The organism is Candidatus Symbiopectobacterium sp. NZEC135, from assembly GCF_025962695.1.
Map to the genome: position 1 here is coordinate 39,452 of NZ_JAGFPF010000001.1, position 15,579 is coordinate 55,030.

17 protein-coding genes are annotated in these 15,579 nt (G+C 55.3%); 12 read left to right on the forward strand and 5 right to left on the reverse strand.

Going from position 1 to position 15,579, the window contains the following annotated elements; all coding sequences use genetic code 11:
* Positions 1 to 40: 40 nt before the first annotated feature.
* Entirely contained in the window at positions 41 to 844 is an 804-nt protein-coding gene (gene suhB / locus J5224_RS00150) for an inositol-1-monophosphatase (protein ID WP_264623418.1), read from the reverse strand.
* Positions 845 to 976: 132 nt separating this feature from the next.
* Here suhB and trmJ point away from each other — a divergent pair, with 132 nt between their 5' ends.
* The 11 genes from trmJ to sseB all read left to right on the forward strand — a co-directional run bounded on the left by trmJ (position 977) and on the right by sseB (position 9,796).
* Positions 977 to 1,711, forward strand: coding sequence for a tRNA (cytosine(32)/uridine(32)-2'-O)-methyltransferase TrmJ (trmJ, locus tag J5224_RS00155; protein WP_264623419.1), 735 nt, complete (start codon positions 977 to 979; stop codon positions 1,709 to 1,711).
* Between the two features lie 164 nt (positions 1,712 to 1,875).
* Positions 1,876 to 2,370, forward strand: a complete 495-nt coding sequence (gene iscR / locus J5224_RS00160; protein WP_264623420.1) for a Fe-S cluster assembly transcriptional regulator IscR — start codon at positions 1,876 to 1,878, stop codon at positions 2,368 to 2,370.
* 74 nt (positions 2,371 to 2,444) lie between these two features.
* Positions 2,445 to 3,659: an IscS subfamily cysteine desulfurase gene (locus J5224_RS00165; protein ID WP_264623421.1), complete on the forward strand. Its 1,215-nt coding sequence runs from the start codon at positions 2,445 to 2,447 to the stop codon at positions 3,657 to 3,659.
* Positions 3,660 to 3,683: 24 nt separating this feature from the next.
* Positions 3,684 to 4,070 carry a Fe-S cluster assembly scaffold IscU gene (gene iscU, locus J5224_RS00170; RefSeq protein ID WP_195315164.1) on the forward strand — a complete coding sequence of 129 codons (387 nt, stop codon included), beginning with the start codon at positions 3,684 to 3,686 and terminating at the stop codon, positions 4,068 to 4,070.
* Positions 4,071 to 4,143: 73 nt separating this feature from the next.
* Positions 4,144 to 4,467 (forward strand): iron-sulfur cluster assembly protein IscA, encoded by a 324-nt coding sequence (gene iscA, locus J5224_RS00175; protein ID WP_264623422.1) that lies wholly within the window; start codon positions 4,144 to 4,146, stop codon positions 4,465 to 4,467.
* A gap of 87 nt (positions 4,468 to 4,554) precedes the next feature.
* Positions 4,555 to 5,073, forward strand: coding sequence for a co-chaperone HscB (hscB, locus tag J5224_RS00180; RefSeq protein WP_264623423.1), 519 nt, complete (start codon positions 4,555 to 4,557; stop codon positions 5,071 to 5,073).
* Between the two features lie 88 nt (positions 5,074 to 5,161).
* Positions 5,162 to 7,012, forward strand: coding sequence for a Fe-S protein assembly chaperone HscA (gene hscA, locus J5224_RS00185; RefSeq protein ID WP_264623424.1), 1,851 nt, complete (start codon positions 5,162 to 5,164; stop codon positions 7,010 to 7,012).
* Positions 7,013 to 7,014: 2 nt separating this feature from the next.
* The gene (gene fdx, locus J5224_RS00190; RefSeq protein ID WP_264623425.1) at positions 7,015 to 7,350 is read left to right on the forward strand and encodes an ISC system 2Fe-2S type ferredoxin; all 336 of its coding nucleotides are present in this window, start codon (positions 7,015 to 7,017) and stop codon (positions 7,348 to 7,350) included.
* A gap of 12 nt (positions 7,351 to 7,362) precedes the next feature.
* Complete coding sequence (gene iscX / locus J5224_RS00195; RefSeq protein ID WP_264623426.1) at positions 7,363 to 7,563, forward strand: Fe-S cluster assembly protein IscX; 201 nt, start codon at positions 7,363 to 7,365, stop codon at positions 7,561 to 7,563.
* Between the two features lie 115 nt (positions 7,564 to 7,678).
* Positions 7,679 to 8,974 (forward strand): aminopeptidase PepB, encoded by a 1,296-nt coding sequence (gene pepB / locus J5224_RS00200; RefSeq protein WP_264623427.1) that lies wholly within the window; start codon positions 7,679 to 7,681, stop codon positions 8,972 to 8,974.
* A gap of 21 nt (positions 8,975 to 8,995) precedes the next feature.
* Complete coding sequence (gene sseB, locus J5224_RS00205; protein WP_264623428.1) at positions 8,996 to 9,796, forward strand: enhanced serine sensitivity protein SseB; 801 nt, start codon at positions 8,996 to 8,998, stop codon at positions 9,794 to 9,796.
* A gap of 35 nt (positions 9,797 to 9,831) precedes the next feature.
* On the opposite strand, the gene J5224_RS00210 is transcribed toward sseB, so the two are convergent.
* The 4 genes from J5224_RS00210 to J5224_RS00225 all read right to left on the reverse strand — a co-directional run bounded on the left by J5224_RS00210 (position 9,832) and on the right by J5224_RS00225 (position 14,532).
* Entirely contained in the window at positions 9,832 to 10,623 is a 792-nt protein-coding gene (locus J5224_RS00210) for a MurR/RpiR family transcriptional regulator (RefSeq protein ID WP_264623429.1), read from the reverse strand.
* Positions 10,624 to 10,644: 21 nt separating this feature from the next.
* Positions 10,645 to 11,496, reverse strand: a complete 852-nt coding sequence (gene sseA, locus J5224_RS00215; RefSeq protein ID WP_264623430.1) for a 3-mercaptopyruvate sulfurtransferase — start codon at positions 11,494 to 11,496, stop codon at positions 10,645 to 10,647.
* Positions 11,497 to 11,582: 86 nt separating this feature from the next.
* Positions 11,583 to 12,962 carry a 6-phospho-alpha-glucosidase gene (locus J5224_RS00220; protein WP_264623431.1) on the reverse strand — a complete coding sequence of 460 codons (1,380 nt, stop codon included), beginning with the start codon at positions 12,960 to 12,962 and terminating at the stop codon, positions 11,583 to 11,585.
* Between the two features lie 13 nt (positions 12,963 to 12,975).
* Positions 12,976 to 14,532, reverse strand: coding sequence for a PTS transporter subunit EIIC (locus J5224_RS00225; RefSeq protein WP_264623432.1), 1,557 nt, complete (start codon positions 14,530 to 14,532; stop codon positions 12,976 to 12,978).
* Between the two features lie 379 nt (positions 14,533 to 14,911).
* On the opposite strand from J5224_RS00225, the gene ndk reads away from it, so the two are divergent.
* Positions 14,912 to 15,343 carry a nucleoside-diphosphate kinase gene (gene ndk, locus J5224_RS00230; RefSeq protein WP_264623433.1) on the forward strand — a complete coding sequence of 144 codons (432 nt, stop codon included), beginning with the start codon at positions 14,912 to 14,914 and terminating at the stop codon, positions 15,341 to 15,343.
* The last annotated feature ends 236 nt before the right edge of the window (positions 15,344 to 15,579 follow it).

The window sequence follows — 15,579 nt, forward strand, 5'->3', positions numbered from 1 at the left end:
GTTGTCCCGTCCACCGACGGCGAACGGGACAAAGGACTGCTTAGCGTTTCAGGGCTTCGCTAAGTTGTTCACGAATGGCTGCCAGAATGGACTTCACCACGCGTGGGTTACCCGCCACCAGGTTGCCAGAAGCGAGATAGTTGTGACCGCCCATGAAGTCAGTCACGATACCGCCTGCTTCACGTACCAGCAGTTCGCCACCGGCGAAATCCCAGGGCTTCAGACCAATCTCGAAGAAACCGTCTACGCGGCCCGCAGCCACATAGGCCAGGTCCAGCGCGGCAGAACCGGTGCGACGGAAGTCAGCGCAGGTGGTAAACAGGGCTGATACCATATTGATGTAGGGGGTCGCGTGCTGTTTCAGCTTGAAAGGGAAACCGGTCGCCAGAATGGTACCTTCCAGATCGCGCGCGTTGCCGCTGCGCAGGCGATAGCCGTTCAGCTGTGCGCCCTGACCGCGCGTGGCGGTAAACAGTTCATTGCGCATCGGATCGTAAACCACAGCGACTTCAGTGCGGCCTTTAATGCGCACGGCAATGGAAACAGCAAAATGGGGGAGACGTTTAACGAAGTTGGTGGTGCCATCCAGCGGATCGATAATCCATTGCACTGTGTCGTCTTCACCGACTACTTCGCCGCACTCTTCACCAATAATAGTGTGCTGGGGGTAGGATTTGCGAATCACCTCAATAATCAGGCGTTCGGCGTCGCGGTCAACGTTGGTAACAAAGTCGTTGGTGCCTTTTTGGCTCGCTTCAACGGCGTCAGGGGTTTCATAATTCTTGGCAATTAAATTACCGCCCTTGCGCGCAGCGCGCACAGCGATGTTAAGCATCGGATGCATGGTATCGTCCACTAGGATGTTAAAGAACAGAAAGCGAGGCGCAGTATAGCAGGGGAAAGAGAAAATAGCGAAGTCTGTGATACACTAATCTTGTTTTTCACTCTTTTTCTTCTTTCTTACTGCCGAGTCAACATGTTAGAGAATATTCGTATCGTTCTGGTGGAAACCTCGCACACGGGCAATATGGGGTCCACCGCCAGAGCGATGAAAACCATGGGGTTAAAGAACCTCTATCTGGTGAACCCACTGATCAAACCGGATTCACAGGCGATCGCACTGGCCGCTGGTGCCAGCGATATTATTGGCAACGCTACGCTGGTCAACACGCTGGATGAGGCGCTGGTCGGCTGCAACCTGGTGGTTGGTACCAGCGCGCGTTCCCGTTCGCTGCCTTGGCCGATGCTCGAGCCGCGCGAGTGTGGCGTGCGCAGTGCGCACGAAGCGCAGCACGCTCCGGTGGCGCTGGTGTTTGGCCGCGAACGTGTGGGGTTGACCAACGACGAACTGCAAAAATGCCACTATCACGTCTGCATTCCCGCTAATCCCGAGTACAGTTCGTTAAATCTGGCGATGGCAGTGCAACTGATTGCTTATGAAGTGCGCGTTGCGCATTTGGATTTGCAGGCGCAGGGAGCACCGCAGATTGCGGAAGAACCTTACCCGCTGGTTGACGATCTGGAACGTTTCTATGCCCATCTGGAAGAAACGCTGCATTACACCGGTTTTATTCGTAAGGCTCATCAGGGGCAGGTGATGCACAAGCTGCGTCGTTTATTTACCCGCGCCCGCCCGGAAGAGCAGGAGTTAGCCATTTTGCGCGGCATTTTAAGCTCGGTACAAAAAAACCGGCATGACGCTCAGGACTAGAAAAGCAGAGACTAAATACTTGAGTGATTTACTCGGTTAAATAGTTGACTAAAACACTCGGGAATGTCAGACTCAAAGGGTGCTATGTAAGTACATGCATTCTTGGTGCATGTTATAATAACCGTGTTCGATAATAAGCTGTTTTATCTACAGGTACCACTATTATGAGACTGACATCAAAAGGCCGTTATGCCGTTACCGCCATGCTTGATGTGGCGCTGCACTCCAAAGAAGGGCCGGTTCCTTTGGCGGATATTTCCGAGCGGCAGGGAATATCGCTGTCGTATCTGGAGCAACTGTTCTCTCGCTTGCGCAAAAACGGGCTGGTTTCCAGCGTCCGTGGGCCGGGCGGTGGTTACCTGCTAGGCAAAAACGCCAATGAAATCGCCGTTGGTGCCGTGATCTCTGCCGTAGACGAATCCGTCGATGCGACTCGTTGCCAGGGCCGTGAAGGCTGTCAGGGTGGCGATCGCTGCCTGACGCACACGCTGTGGCGCGATCTCAGCGACCGTATCACCGATTTCTTGAACAATATCACGCTGGACGAACTGGTGAATAATCAGGAAGTGCTGGACGTAGCGGATCGTCAGGATGCTGACATTCGTCGTACCGCCAACGGACGTATTCAAGAAACCATTAATGTTAATCTGCGCGCCTGACAGTTCAGCCTCGCAGGAATAATAAAAACAAAACGCATTGTACGTTTTGAAGTGATGTACGGAGTTTATGAGCAATGAAGTTACCCATTTATCTAGACTATTCAGCCACGACGCCGGTTGACCCGCGCGTGGCTGAAAAAATGATGCAGTTTTTGACCCTGGACGGTACGTTTGGCAACCCGGCTTCCCGTTCTCACCGCTTCGGTTGGCAGGCGGAAGAGGCAGTGGATATCGCGCGTAACCAAATCGCCGATCTGGTGGGTGCCGATCCGCGTGAAATTGTGTTCACGTCCGGCGCGACCGAAGCCGACAACCTGGCTATCAAAGGTGCCGCCAACTTCTATCAGAAGAAAGGCAAACACATCATTACCAGCAAGACCGAACACAAGGCCGTGCTGGATACCTGCCGTCAGTTAGAGCGTGAAGGCTTTGAGGTCACGTACCTCGCGCCGCAGCGTAACGGCATTATCGACCTGCACGAACTCGAAGCGGCAATGCGTGAAGACACCATTGTGGTTTCCATCATGCACGTGAACAACGAAATCGGTGTGGTACAGGACATTGCCGCTATCGGCGAGATGTGCCGTAGCCGTGGTATTGTGTTCCACGTTGATGCCACGCAGAGCGTGGGCAAACTGCCTATCGATCTCAGCAAGGTAAAAGTCGATTTAATGTCTTTCTCTGGTCATAAAATTTATGGCCCGAAAGGCATCGGCGCGCTGTATGTGCGTCGTAAACCCCGTATCCGTATTGAAGCGCAAATGCACGGCGGCGGTCACGAACGCGGTATGCGTTCTGGCACCTTGCCCGTGCACCAGATCGTCGGCATGGGTGAAGCGTACCGTATCGCCAAAGAAGAGATGGTGGCAGAAGTCGCTCGCCTGAGCGCACTGCGTCATCGCTTGTGGAACGGTATCAAGGATATTGAAGAGGTGTACCTCAACGGTGACCTGGAGCAGGGCGCGCCGAATATCCTGAACGTCAGCTTTAACTATGTTGAGGGTGAATCCCTGATCATGGCGCTGAAAGACCTGGCTGTCTCCTCCGGTTCTGCCTGTACTTCTGCGAGCCTGGAGCCATCCTACGTGCTGCGTGCGCTGGGCATGAATGATGAATTGGCGCACAGCTCGATCCGCTTTTCTCTCGGCCGTTTTACTACCGAAGAAGAGATCGACTACACCATCGATTTGGTCCAGAAATCCATCGGACGTCTTCGTGACCTTTCCCCGCTGTGGGAGATGTTCAAGCAGGGCGTGGATCTGACCACCATCGAATGGGCTCATCATTAATTCGCAGCACGGAGAACGTTAATCATGGCATACAGCGAAAAAGTTATTGATCATTACGAAAATCCGCGCAACGTCGGCTCCTTTGACAACGCCGATCCGTCGATTGGCAGCGGCATGGTGGGTGCACCGGCGTGTGGCGACGTAATGAAATTACAGATTAAAGTCAGCGACAACGGCATTATCGAAGACGCACGTTTTAAAACCTACGGTTGTGGCTCCGCCATTGCTTCCAGTTCGCTGATCACTGAATGGGTGAAAGGCAAGTCTCTGGACGAAGCTGAGGCTATCAAGAACACCCAGATCGCCGAGGAATTGGAACTGCCACCGGTGAAAATTCACTGTTCTATTCTGGCAGAAGATGCGATCAAAGCTGCGATCGCGGATTATAAAAGCAAACGCACTGCGAAATAATCTGTCGGTGAACCGTGCTGCCCGGCGTGAAAGCGTTGGGCAGAAGGTGTGCTAACGATATTGAGGTTGTTGTATGTCTATTTCTCTTAGCGATAGCGCAGCACAACGTGTCAGCGCTTTTATGGAAAATCGAGGCAAAGGCGTTGGTCTGCGCTTAGGTGTGCGGACGTCAGGTTGTTCTGGCATGGCTTATGTGCTTGAGTTTGTTGACGACCTTAACGACGACGATGTGGTGTTTGAGGATAAAGGGGTAAAAGTCATCATAGATGGCAAAAGCCTGGTTTATCTCGACGGCACGCAGCTGGATTTCGTCAAAGAAGGGTTGAACGAAGGATTCAAGTTCAATAATCCCAACGTTAACGGCGAATGCGGCTGCGGCGAAAGCTTTACGGTCTGATTCGTTTTGCCCGTGTTAACGGGGGCATGCTCGTGACGCATTGGCGCAGGGCGGCTACCCGTTAGCGCCAGAATGTCCGAGCGCACTATGGATTACTTTACGTTATTCGGGCTGCCGGTTCACTACGATGTGGATGGCAGCCTGCTCCTTTCTCGTTATCAGGAACTGCAACGCCAGTTCCATCCCGATCGTTTTGCCACGCAGCCTGAGCGGGAGCGTCTGCTGGCCGTACAGCAGGCGGCAACGGTTAATGATGCTTACCAATCGCTGAAACACCCGCTGAAACGCGCAGAATATATGTTATCGTTGCACGGTTTTGATCTGGGTAACGAGCAACATACGATGCGTGATACCGCCTTTCTGATGGAGCAACTGGAGCTGCGCGAGCAGTTGGATGCGATTTCCCACCAGCAAGAGGCTGAAGCCGCACTGGCCGATTTTGCCAACCAGTTAACCGCCATGACACGGCAGCGTACTGCTCAGATGCAGTCCGAACTGGCGCAGGCATCGTGGTCGGCGGCCGCCGATACGGTACGTAAACTCCGCTTTTTGGATAAGCTGCAACAGCAGGTGGAACAACTCGAAGAACAACTGCTGGATCGTTAATCCGCGTAATGCTGCACATAATCGAATAACGTTTTTTTATTTCGTCGGCGCAACTGTGGCACCGACAGCCAATTGATGGAAGCTCAATATGGCCCTATTACAAATTAGTGAACCCGGCCTCAGCGCAGCACCGCACCAGCGCCGTCTTGCCGTGGGTATTGATCTCGGCACCACCAATTCGCTGGTGGCAACGGTGCGCAGCGGTGAAGCACAGCCGCTGGCGGACGCCGAAGGGCGCGAACTGCTGCCCTCGGTGGTGCGCTATGCGGCAGAAAGTATCGATGTCGGCTGGGCGGCACAGGCGCAGGCGGTAAACGATCCCACCAACACCGTCAGCTCTATCAAACGACTGATGGGCCGTTCGCTGGCCGATATTCAGCAACGTTATCCCCATTTGCCGTACCGTTTTCAGGCCAGCGACAACGGCTTGCCCGTGTTGCAAACGGCGGCGGGTAATAAAAACCCAATTCAGGTGTCTGCCGATATCCTCTCTGCGCTCGCAGTGCGCGCTGAAGCGGCACTGGGCGGCGTGCCGGATGGTGTCGTGATCACCGTTCCTGCCTATTTCGACGACGCTCAGCGTCAAGGCACCAAAGATGCCGCGCGTCTGGCCGGGCTGCATGTGCTGCGTTTGCTCAATGAACCGACGGCGGCAGCCATCGCTTACGGGCTGGATTCGGGTAAGGAAGGGGTGATTGCCGTTTACGATCTGGGCGGTGGTACCTTTGATATCTCCATCCTGCGTTTAAGTCGTGGGGTGTTTGAAGTGCTGGCAACCGGCGGTGATTCTGCGCTTGGCGGCGACGATTTCGACAACCTGCTGGTGGAGTGGCTGCGCGAGCAGGCCGGTGTTAACGATCGTTGCGATGCGCGCGTGCAGCGTGAATTGATTGATACGGCTTTGCAGGCCAAGGTTGCACTGAGTGCCGCGTCGTCAGTGCCGGTGCAGGTTGGCACCTGGCAGGGCGAACTGAGCCGCGAACAGTTTGATGCACTTATCGAGCCGCTGGTGAAACGCACGCTGCTGTCCTGCCGTCGGGCGCTGAAAGACGCGGGCGTTCAGGCCGATGAGGTGCAGGAAGTGGTGATGGTGGGCGGCTCAACCCGCGTACCATTGGTGCGCACCCGCGTCGGCGATTTTTTTGGTCGCACGCCGTTGACCGCCATCGATCCCGATAAAGTGGTGGCGCTGGGCGCAGCCATTCAGGCGGATATTTTGGTGGGCAACAAGCCAGACAGCGAGATGCTGTTGCTGGATGTGATCCCGCTGTCGCTCGGTCTGGAAACCATGGGTGGTCTGGTCGAGAAGGTGATTCCGCGGAACACCACCATCCCGGTGGCGCGTGCGCAAGAGTTCACCACCTTTAAAGACGGCCAGACTGCCATGATGATCCACGTACTGCAAGGTGAACGCGAACTGGTGCCGGATTGCCGCTCGTTAGCGCGATTCTCGCTGCGCGGCATTCCGCCGCTACCCGCCGGTGGTGCGCATATTCGCGTTACCTTCCAGGTGGATGCGGATGGCCTGCTGAGTGTTACTGCCATGGAGAAATCCACGGGCGTGGAAGCGGCGATTCAGGTCAAACCGTCGTATGGGTTGAGCGATGATGAAATTGCCGCGATGATCACCGATTCGATGCAGAATGCGCAGAGCGACGTCGTGGCGCGCATGCTGGCAGAGCAGAAAGTCGAAGCTGCACGGGTGCTGGAAAGCGTGCAAAGCGCGCTGGCCGCCGATGCGGACTTGCTGAGCGCCGAAGAACAGGCGGCTATCGTTCAGGCGGTGTCGACGCTGCAACAGGTGAGTGCAGGTGATGACGTTGCGCAGATTGAAGCCGCGATAAAAACCGTAGATCAACAAACCCAGGGGTTCGCAGCGCGTCGTATGGATGCTTCCATTCGTCGGGCGCTGGCTGGACACTCTGTGGATGAGGTGTAAGCATGCCTAAGATAGTTTTTTTACCGCATCAGGATCTGTGTCCTGAAGGTGCGGTTTTGGAAGCCAACGTGGGTGAGACGATTCTGGACGTCGCCCTGCGCAATGGTATTGAAGTCGAACACGCCTGCGAGAAATCCTGTGCGTGCACCACCTGCCATTGCATTGTGCGCGAAGGGTTTGATTCTCTCGCGGAAAGCACAGAAGATGAAGATGACATGCTGGACAAGGCCTGGGGGCTGGAACCCGAAAGCCGTCTGGGCTGTCAGGCGCGTGTCGCGGGCGACGATCTGGTGGTTGAGATCCCGCGTTACACCATTAACCATGCCCGCGAGCATTAACAGGAGCTGATCATGGGATTGAAATGGACAGACAGCCGTGCCATTGGTGAAGCACTGTATGACGCGTTTCCCGACACGGATCCGAAAACAGTGCGTTTTACCGACCTGCATCGCTGGATTTGCGAGCTGGATGAGTTTGATGACGTGCCGGACGCGTCCAACGAAAAAATCCTGGAAGCGATACTGCTGGTGTGGTTAGACGAAGCAGAATGACAATTCGGGGCTGCCTGACGGGCGGCCCTTTTTTTCAGCACCCTCACTCTGAATAATTTGAATTGAAACATGATGGGTATAGGCTGCTGTTGAAAATAATATCCACGGAGCTGATATGACAAGCGAAGCTATGCAGATTTCACTCTCCACCCAGCCCGCCGATGCACGCTGGGGAGAAAAAGCGTCGTTGAGCGCGAACGAGCAAGGATTTACCATTCATCTGCCCGAAACGGCGGCGCTGGGCACCCTTCAGCGTGCGGCGCGCAAAATCGACGGGCAAGGCATCAAACACGTCAAACTGGTGGGCGAAGGCTGGGATCTGGAAACCAGCTGGGCGTTCTGGCAAGGCTACCGCGCGCCGAAAGGCAAACGTACCGTCGAGTGGGCACCGTTGGAAGAGGCACAGCGCAAGGCGCTGGATCTGCGCCTGAAAGTTGTCGATTGGGTGCGCGACACCATTAACCTGCCCGCTGAAGATCTGGGGCCAGAACAACTGGCCACGCGTGCGGTGGATTTGCTGCACGATGTGGGCGGCAACGCGGTCAACTATCGCATCACCAAGGGTGAAGATTTGCGCGATCAAAACTATATCGGGCTGCACACCGTCGGACGTGGTTCTGAACGCCAACCGGTGTTGCTGGCGCTGGATTTTAACCCGACAGGTAACCCGGATGCGCCGGTGTTTGCGTGTCTGGTGGGCAAGGGCATCACCTTTGACAGCGGTGGTTACAGCCTGAAATCCAGTGGTTTTATGGATTCGATGAAATCCGATATGGGCGGCGCGGCACTGGTTACCGGTGCGCTGGCGCTGGCGATTGCACAAGGGTTAACCCGTCGCGTAAAACTCTACCTGTGCTGCGCTGACAACATGGTGAGCGGTAACGCTTTCCGTCTCGGTGACATTTTGCGCTATCGCAACGGTAAAAGCGTCGAAGTGATGAACACCGACGCAGAAGGGCGATTGGTGCTGGCGGATGGCCTGATCGATGCCAGTGCGCAAAAGCCACAGTGGATTATCGACTGTGCCACGCTCACCGGTGCAGCCAAAACGGCGCTGGGTAACGACTATCACGCGCTGTTCAGCTTTGATGATACCTTTGCTGAACGCCTGCTCGCCAGCGCAAAACAGGAAAATGAACCGTTCTGGCGCTTGCCGCTGGAAGAATTTCACCGTTCACAACTGCCGTCCAGCTTTGCCGAACTGAATAACGTTGCAGGCGCGGCGCACAGCGCGGGTGCCAGCACGGCGGCGGCGTTCTTGTCGCATTTTGTCTCGTCCTATCAGAAAGGGTGGCTGCATATCGATTGCTCCGCGACTTATCGCAAAGGGGCGGTGGAGCAGTGGGCGACCGGAGCGACCGGCCTGGGCGTGCGCACGCTGGCCAATCTGCTGCTGAGCGAAAGTGAATAAGGCGTGAGTGATAATAACAGTATGACATTTACAGCCCAAAACAAGCTGGAAGAGGTGCTGATGAAGGCGGCGACCGAGCCTGCCCATCGCCCTGAGTTTTTCACCGAACTGATGGACGCCACCGTCTATATCATTGGCGACAGCGATGAGGCGAGCGAACAGGGTGCCAGTACACTGCCTGTGGGCAGCCAGGTTGAGATTCAACATTGGGAAAAACCCGATGGCAGCACCGCTATCCCGTTTTTCTCGTCGCTGGAAGCCTTGCAGATGGCAATCTCAACCGAAGCCGCTTTTCTGGCACTGCCCGCGCGCTCGCTGTTTGAATTAACGCTGGGGCAGACGTTGTTCCTTAATCCTAAACTCCCCTACGGCAAAGAGTTCCTGCCGCAGGAGGTGGAACATATGCTGGCAGGTGAGGGCAATGGCTTTGTGCAAAGCCGTGTGGTTGATGAGCCGGTAGAAGTGCATCTCAGCCTGCCGGAACCGTCGCCGGTTCAAATGATCGATTCGCTGACGCAACTGCTTGCCAAGCACCGCCCGGTGCGCCGTGCGTGGGTGGTACAAATTCAGGAAGGTGAGGCCGAACCGAACCTGCTTATCGGTCTGGAACTGGTCGATTTGGATGAGGTTGAGACGGTTGTTCAGGCCGTAGGCACGGTTGCCAGTGATACCGTCGTCGACGATCGGCCGGTGGATATTTGTATCGTCGATAAGGAAGAAAAGGGCGGCGTCAGCCACTATTTTCTGCACCACGCCACGCCGTTTTATGAGCGTAAATGGGGCAGCTTCCTGCGCGAGTTCAAACAGACGGGCAAAGCGTAATTCACCCTGTGCATCCCCTGTTCAGGGGATGCCATCTAGACCGGGTTTCCCGTGGTCGCCCGCAGCAACAGCAAATCAATCAGCAGCACCAAATTAGACTCGAACGAGCTAACCTCTCCCGCTTCGGCCGCAAAATGAATGGCGTCATCATGCAAGCGAAAGTGTAAATCCGCCACATTGGCTAATGGGTTTAACGACGCGCGGGTAAAGGCGACCACGGTCATGCCGATGTTTCTGGCGATCTGCGCTTTTTCAATCACCTGCTCGGTTTCTCCGCTGCGCGAGATTGCGATAAAGATGCGGTATTTGGGGGCATTACTCAGAAAAATCCCTTTGCTGTCCCCCAGACCGGAGACAAACGCATCTTTACCCAGTATTTGCAGCTTTTTGGCAAAGTACTCGGTAAACAGGTGAGAGAACCCGGCACCGTAAAGAAAAAAATGGCTCTCGTGACGCAGGATATGGCAGAAAGCGTCCATCAGCGCAGGCGTTACGTGGGTGAAGGTTTTTTCGTAATTGGCGACAAAATGGCGATAGGCGTCGGGGATGCCGTCGCTGGCAACGGACGAGGGGCTAGCCGGAAACGAACGTGGCACGTCGGCGAGCAACTGCTTGCAGTGATAGATAAACTCGCTGTAGCCACTAAACCCCATTTTCTGGCACAGGCGCATGATGGTTGCCGTCGAGACGTAGGTTTGCTGCGCCAGTTCACGTACGGTGATCTTGCCGACCAGTGACGCATGCTCGGCAATAAATACCAGCACGCGGTGTTCCGCGCGCGTCAAGTCTCTGCCGTGGTGAACCAGTGATGTCAACCGGCTATCCATGGTGCTGCTCCTGCGCGGCAATCAGCCTAACGCGATAGGGGTGTCATCACGGCCGCCCCATTCGCTCCAGGCACCGTCATACAACGTAACATCGGACACGCCCAACTGCGTCAGCGCCAGGATCACCACCACGGCAGTGACGCCAGAGCCGCAACTGGCAACAATCGGGCGGCTGAAATCCAGTCCCGCTTTGTGCAGAATCGTCGCTAACTCGGGGCTGGGTTTCAGGGTGCCCTGTGTCACCAGATCGCCCCACGGCACGTTCAGACTGCCGGGAATATGGCCGCGATGCAGGCCGGGGCGCGGCTCATCCACTTCACCGCGAAAACGTGGTGCTGGGCGCGCATCGACGATTTGCGCCGAGCCATCGCGGCTGATCGCCAATACCTGTTCCCGAGAGCGGATCGCCCCTTCGGTCAACACGGCATTAAAATGCGCGGGTGTGGGATGCACGTCTCCCTGCTCAATCGGATAACCCTGCGCTTTCCACTCCGCCAGCCCGCCGGAAAGGATCACCACCTGACGAGCGCCGAAGTGGGTAAGCATCCACCAGGCACGCGGAGCGGAAAACAGGTTACCTTCATCGTAAATCACCAGCGGTTGCTGGTCGCTGATGCCCAATTCACCCATCGCTTTGGCGAACGTGTCGGCGCTGGGCATCATGTGGGGCAATGTGGTGCTGGGATCGGACAGGGTTTCAATATCAAAAAAAACCGCACCGGGCAGATGACCCGCGCGGTATTCAGCATGGATATCCCGGCTGGTTTCACCCGCGGGTAACATGCGCGCATCGATCAGTGTGATGTCATCGGAAGCCAGATGCTCCGCGAGCCAGTCGGCAGAAACAAACAAACGGGAAGAAGAAGCTGACATATAAACCCCACGCATGGGCAGTGCATGCCGCCCTGAGTGAAACAGTGGTAAATATTGTCAGCCATTTTTCCTTTTCCGACAAGCAGCTATTCGGATTTGCCTGCGTTCACCGCCACGCCGTCACGGTAGGCCTGTGTCAACTGCGGCCAATATTCTCGGTTTGCCGCGATCATCTCATCGAGGATAGCCTTGGCATGCTGCATGGTGGGCACGGTGCGGTTAAGCGTAAACGCCTGTAACGCTTTCTCGTAGCTGCCTTCAAGGGTCGCTTCCACCAACAACTGCTCGGATGCCAACTGCTGTTCCAGCAGCGCGCGGTGGAACGTCGGCACATTGCCCATGCGAACCGGCTCTGGTCCGTTTGCTGTGATATACGCGGGCACCTCCACCATCGCATCATAGGGCAGATTGGCAATTGCCCCTTTGTTCTCAACGATCACCAGATGACGTTGGCGCAGATCGAACGCCAGTGAGCAGGCAACGTCGACGATAAAGGATCCGTGTACGCCAACGTGGAACGCGTCCGGCAAAATCCCGGTTTGTTTGTAGGTGGCGGCGGCGGCAAACAGTTTCTTCTCGCGCCCGTCCATCACTTCGTTGGCGCGGGTGTAGTTAGGGTCCTGATGCGCGACGATCTCATTAGGCATTAGGTAGTACTGTAAATAGGGGTTCGGCACGAATTCCGGGAAGTGGTCCATCACCGGTTTGATGTTGCGCCAGGTTTTCACCCAAGAGGGATCCGCATGCTGCGGATCGGTGTCTGCGGCATTGGCGGTGAGCAGGCCATAACGGGCGATGTGCTCACGCAACTGCGGCAAACGATCTTCACCCTCGACCAGTACGCGGGTAAACCAGCCAAAGTGATTCAGGCCGAAATAATCGACGGTGATCTCTTCGCGTTTTACACCCAGCACGGCGGCGATATTGCGCATCGCGGCCACCGGCATATCGCAGATATTCAGTACCCGGGCATCAGGGCGCAGGCGACGGATCCCTTCCGCGACAATGGCCGCTGGATTGGAGTAGTTAACAATCCAGGCCTCTTTATGTGCAAAGCGCTCAACCAGATCGATCAGTTCCACCATCGGCAGGATGGTGCGCAAGCCGTAGGCCAATCCACCGGGGCCGCAGGTTTCCTGCCCGACGACACCGTGACGCAGCGGGATCTTTTCATCCTGCTCGCGCATTTTGTATTGTCCAACGCGCATCTGGGCAAACACAAAATGCGCGCCGGAAAACGCCACTTCCGGATCGGTGGTGACGCAGAAACGAATGCTGTCGCTGTGATCGCGAATCACCTTTTCGACCACTGGTGCGATGGTGTCCTGACGTTGACTGTCGATGTCGTACAAGCGGATTTCAGCCAGCGGGAAATCCGCCAGGCGTACCATCAGGCTTTTCACGATGCCAGGCGTATACGTGCTGCCGCCACCGGCAATGGTCAGGATGAAAGGGGGTTTAGTCATCGTCTGTCTCCTTTTAAAGCGCATTTTCTACGGCTTCACGAACGGTTTTCACATGCAGGCCATACACCACCTGAACATTGTTACCCTGGCGGATAACGGCTTTAGCTCCGGTCGTCTTCAATTGCTGATCGTCAACCAGCGCGGTGTCTTTCACCGTCACGCGCAAGCGGGTGTAGCAGTTGTCGACCACCTCAATATTGGGTTTGCCGCCCAGTCCGGCGATAACGGTGGCACCGTCGGGGGCGTTGCTGCCTTTTTCTTGCGCCTTACTCTGATAGTCGGTTTTGGAGTAGAGCCGCGTCTCCGCTTCATCGGCTTCACGTCCGGGCGTCGGCATGTCGAAGTACAGGATCAGAGTGCGGAACACAAAGAAATAAATCACCGACATGGTCAGACCGACCGCGATGTACATCGGCCAGTTGGATTTAGCGATGCCCAGCGGCAGGTTATACAGCAGAAAATCGATCACGCCGTTAGCGCCAATAGCGTGCACGCCAAGCAGTGAGAACAGCATCATCCCCAGTCCGGTTAACACCGCGTGTACCACAAACAGTAACGGTGCGACGAACAGGAAGGAGAACTCCAGCGGCTCGGTAACGCCGAGCAGGAAAGAGGTAAAGGCCGCGGGAATCAGGATAGCTTTGGCGGCAATGCGTTTTTCCGGTTTGGCGGTGACATACATCGCCAATGCCGCTGCGGTCAGGCCGAACATTTTACTGATACCGCGCGCATCCCAGGCAACGGTCGGGCTCAGCTGTGTGACGCTGGGGCAGGCCATTTCAGCGAAATAAATATTACGCGCACCCTGGTACAACTTGCCGCACACATCGGCGGTTCCACCCAGTTCGGTATACAGGAACGGGGTATAGACCAGATGATGCAGTCCGGTTGGGATCAGAATCCGTTCAAGGAAGCCGTAAATCGCTACGCCAAACGGCCCTGCGCCTTTAATCGCAAAGGCCAGTGCGCTAATACCGTGCTGGGCATAGGGCCAGACGGCGCTCATGACAAAGCCGAGCAATATCGCGCTGGGGATCGCCAGGATGGTGACAAAACAGTGACCCGAGTAGATAGCCATCACACCGTTAAACTGCTTGCTGGAATAACGGTTAAACAGATAACCGGAAAAGGCGCCGATAAGGATACCGGCGAACACGCCCATTTCCAGCACTTGCACGCCCAGCACCATGCCCTGTCCGGCAGGGCGCATCTCCGCCGCAGGCACCAGTTTGCCCTGAAGTTGCAGCGTAATGTTCATCGCATTGATGAAAATGATAAAGGTCACTAACCCGATCAGGGCGGCATAACCTTTGTCACGGGTGGCAAGGCCAATGGGGATGCCGACGGCAAACACCAGCGCCAGGTTAGCCAGAATGGCAACGGCGGATTTGGCGATCAGTTGACCAAAATTCTGAATAATGGGGTGGTGCAGCAAAGGCAGGTATTCGGCCAGGTTGCCGTTACCGAACACATTACCAAACGCGATAAACAACCCGACGATTGGCAGGATCAGCACCGGACCGTACAGCGATTTGCCGAAATTCTGCAACGCATTAACGGCTCTTTTCATTTTTTGCCCTCTTCGTGGCTATTGTTAAGGGTAACGTCTGTCAGGTGTCACCTGAGAAGGTGTAGCGTACGGGTAAAGCCTAACAGTGAACTGTGCAGTAATTCTAGTTATCTTATTGTTTTAAAAACAAATTACTCAAAAGGTAACAAATTACTCTGGGAACTGTGATCGCACAGTGATTGCTGTGATGCCGGGATTTGCCCACCCGTGTGGCGGTGCGCGCAATGACGAGATAAAAAGATACGATTTTTTTAAGAAAATGTTATAAAGCCGATAGGCAAGGGAATGTTGCCACCCTATAATCGGCGCCACTTTCACTGACTGGTATGATAATTCTTTTAATCCGGTCGTTATTAGCGTGTGACATAATGAGGTCAATATGACGGTAGAACGTACCTTTTCCATCGTAAAACCCAATGCCGTAGCCAAGAATGCCATCGGTGCCATTTACGCGCGTTTTGAAAGCGCCGGATTCACGCTGGTGGCCGCCAAAATGGTGCAATTAACCCGCGAGCAGGCGGAAGGTTTCTATGCCGAGCATCAAGGCAAGCCGTTTTTTGATGGGCTGGTGGGTTTTATGACATCAGGCCCTGTCATGGTGCAGGTGTTGGAAGGGGAAAACGCCATTCAGCGCAACCGTGACATCATGGGGGCGACCAATCCGGCAAATGCGCTGGCAGGTACACTGCGTGCTGATTACGCCGACAGTTTTACCGAAAATGCGGTACATGGCTCCGATTCTGCGGAATCTGCTGCACGTGAAATCGCTTATTTTTTCAGTGCTGAAGAGATCTGCCCGCGCCTGCGTTAATCCGGTGCGAGTGTTTTTCTCGCATCAAGCGTAAAAAAACGCGACGGCGGTAGCATCGCTGTTTTAAACTTTGTACAATGCCGCGCCCCGGATGAGCACGCACTGTTTGTCCGGGGCGTTTCCTATTAATACCCGTCATACTTCAAGTTGCCTGTGCGTTGGCTGCGCTCGTTCACCCGAATCACTTACCTGAGTAAGCTCATCGGGATTCACTCGCTTGCCGCCTTCATGTAACT

What these genes read in the sequence shown, in the direction of transcription:
- suhB (WP_264623418.1), bottom strand. Translation starts at nt 844, where the DNA reads ATGCATCCGATGCTTAACATCGCTGTGCGCGCTGCGCGCAAGGGCGGT.
- trmJ (WP_264623419.1), top strand. Translation starts at nt 977, where the DNA reads ATGTTAGAGAATATTCGTATCGTTCTGGTGGAAACCTCGCACACGGGC.
- iscR (WP_264623420.1), top strand. Translation starts at nt 1,876, where the DNA reads ATGAGACTGACATCAAAAGGCCGTTATGCCGTTACCGCCATGCTTGAT.
- J5224_RS00165 (WP_264623421.1), top strand. Translation starts at nt 2,445, where the DNA reads ATGAAGTTACCCATTTATCTAGACTATTCAGCCACGACGCCGGTTGAC.
- iscU (WP_195315164.1), top strand. Translation starts at nt 3,684, where the DNA reads ATGGCATACAGCGAAAAAGTTATTGATCATTACGAAAATCCGCGCAAC.
- iscA (WP_264623422.1), top strand. Translation starts at nt 4,144, where the DNA reads ATGTCTATTTCTCTTAGCGATAGCGCAGCACAACGTGTCAGCGCTTTT.
- hscB (WP_264623423.1), top strand. Translation starts at nt 4,555, where the DNA reads ATGGATTACTTTACGTTATTCGGGCTGCCGGTTCACTACGATGTGGAT.
- hscA (WP_264623424.1), top strand. Translation starts at nt 5,162, where the DNA reads ATGGCCCTATTACAAATTAGTGAACCCGGCCTCAGCGCAGCACCGCAC.
- fdx (WP_264623425.1), top strand. Translation starts at nt 7,015, where the DNA reads ATGCCTAAGATAGTTTTTTTACCGCATCAGGATCTGTGTCCTGAAGGT.
- iscX (WP_264623426.1), top strand. Translation starts at nt 7,363, where the DNA reads ATGGGATTGAAATGGACAGACAGCCGTGCCATTGGTGAAGCACTGTAT.
- pepB (WP_264623427.1), top strand. Translation starts at nt 7,679, where the DNA reads ATGACAAGCGAAGCTATGCAGATTTCACTCTCCACCCAGCCCGCCGAT.
- sseB (WP_264623428.1), top strand. Translation starts at nt 8,996, where the DNA reads ATGACATTTACAGCCCAAAACAAGCTGGAAGAGGTGCTGATGAAGGCG.
- J5224_RS00210 (WP_264623429.1), bottom strand. Translation starts at nt 10,623, where the DNA reads ATGGATAGCCGGTTGACATCACTGGTTCACCACGGCAGAGACTTGACG.
- sseA (WP_264623430.1), bottom strand. Translation starts at nt 11,496, where the DNA reads ATGTCAGCTTCTTCTTCCCGTTTGTTTGTTTCTGCCGACTGGCTCGCG.
- J5224_RS00220 (WP_264623431.1), bottom strand. Translation starts at nt 12,962, where the DNA reads ATGACTAAACCCCCTTTCATCCTGACCATTGCCGGTGGCGGCAGCACG.
- J5224_RS00225 (WP_264623432.1), bottom strand. Translation starts at nt 14,532, where the DNA reads ATGAAAAGAGCCGTTAATGCGTTGCAGAATTTCGGCAAATCGCTGTAC.
- ndk (WP_264623433.1), top strand. Translation starts at nt 14,912, where the DNA reads ATGACGGTAGAACGTACCTTTTCCATCGTAAAACCCAATGCCGTAGCC.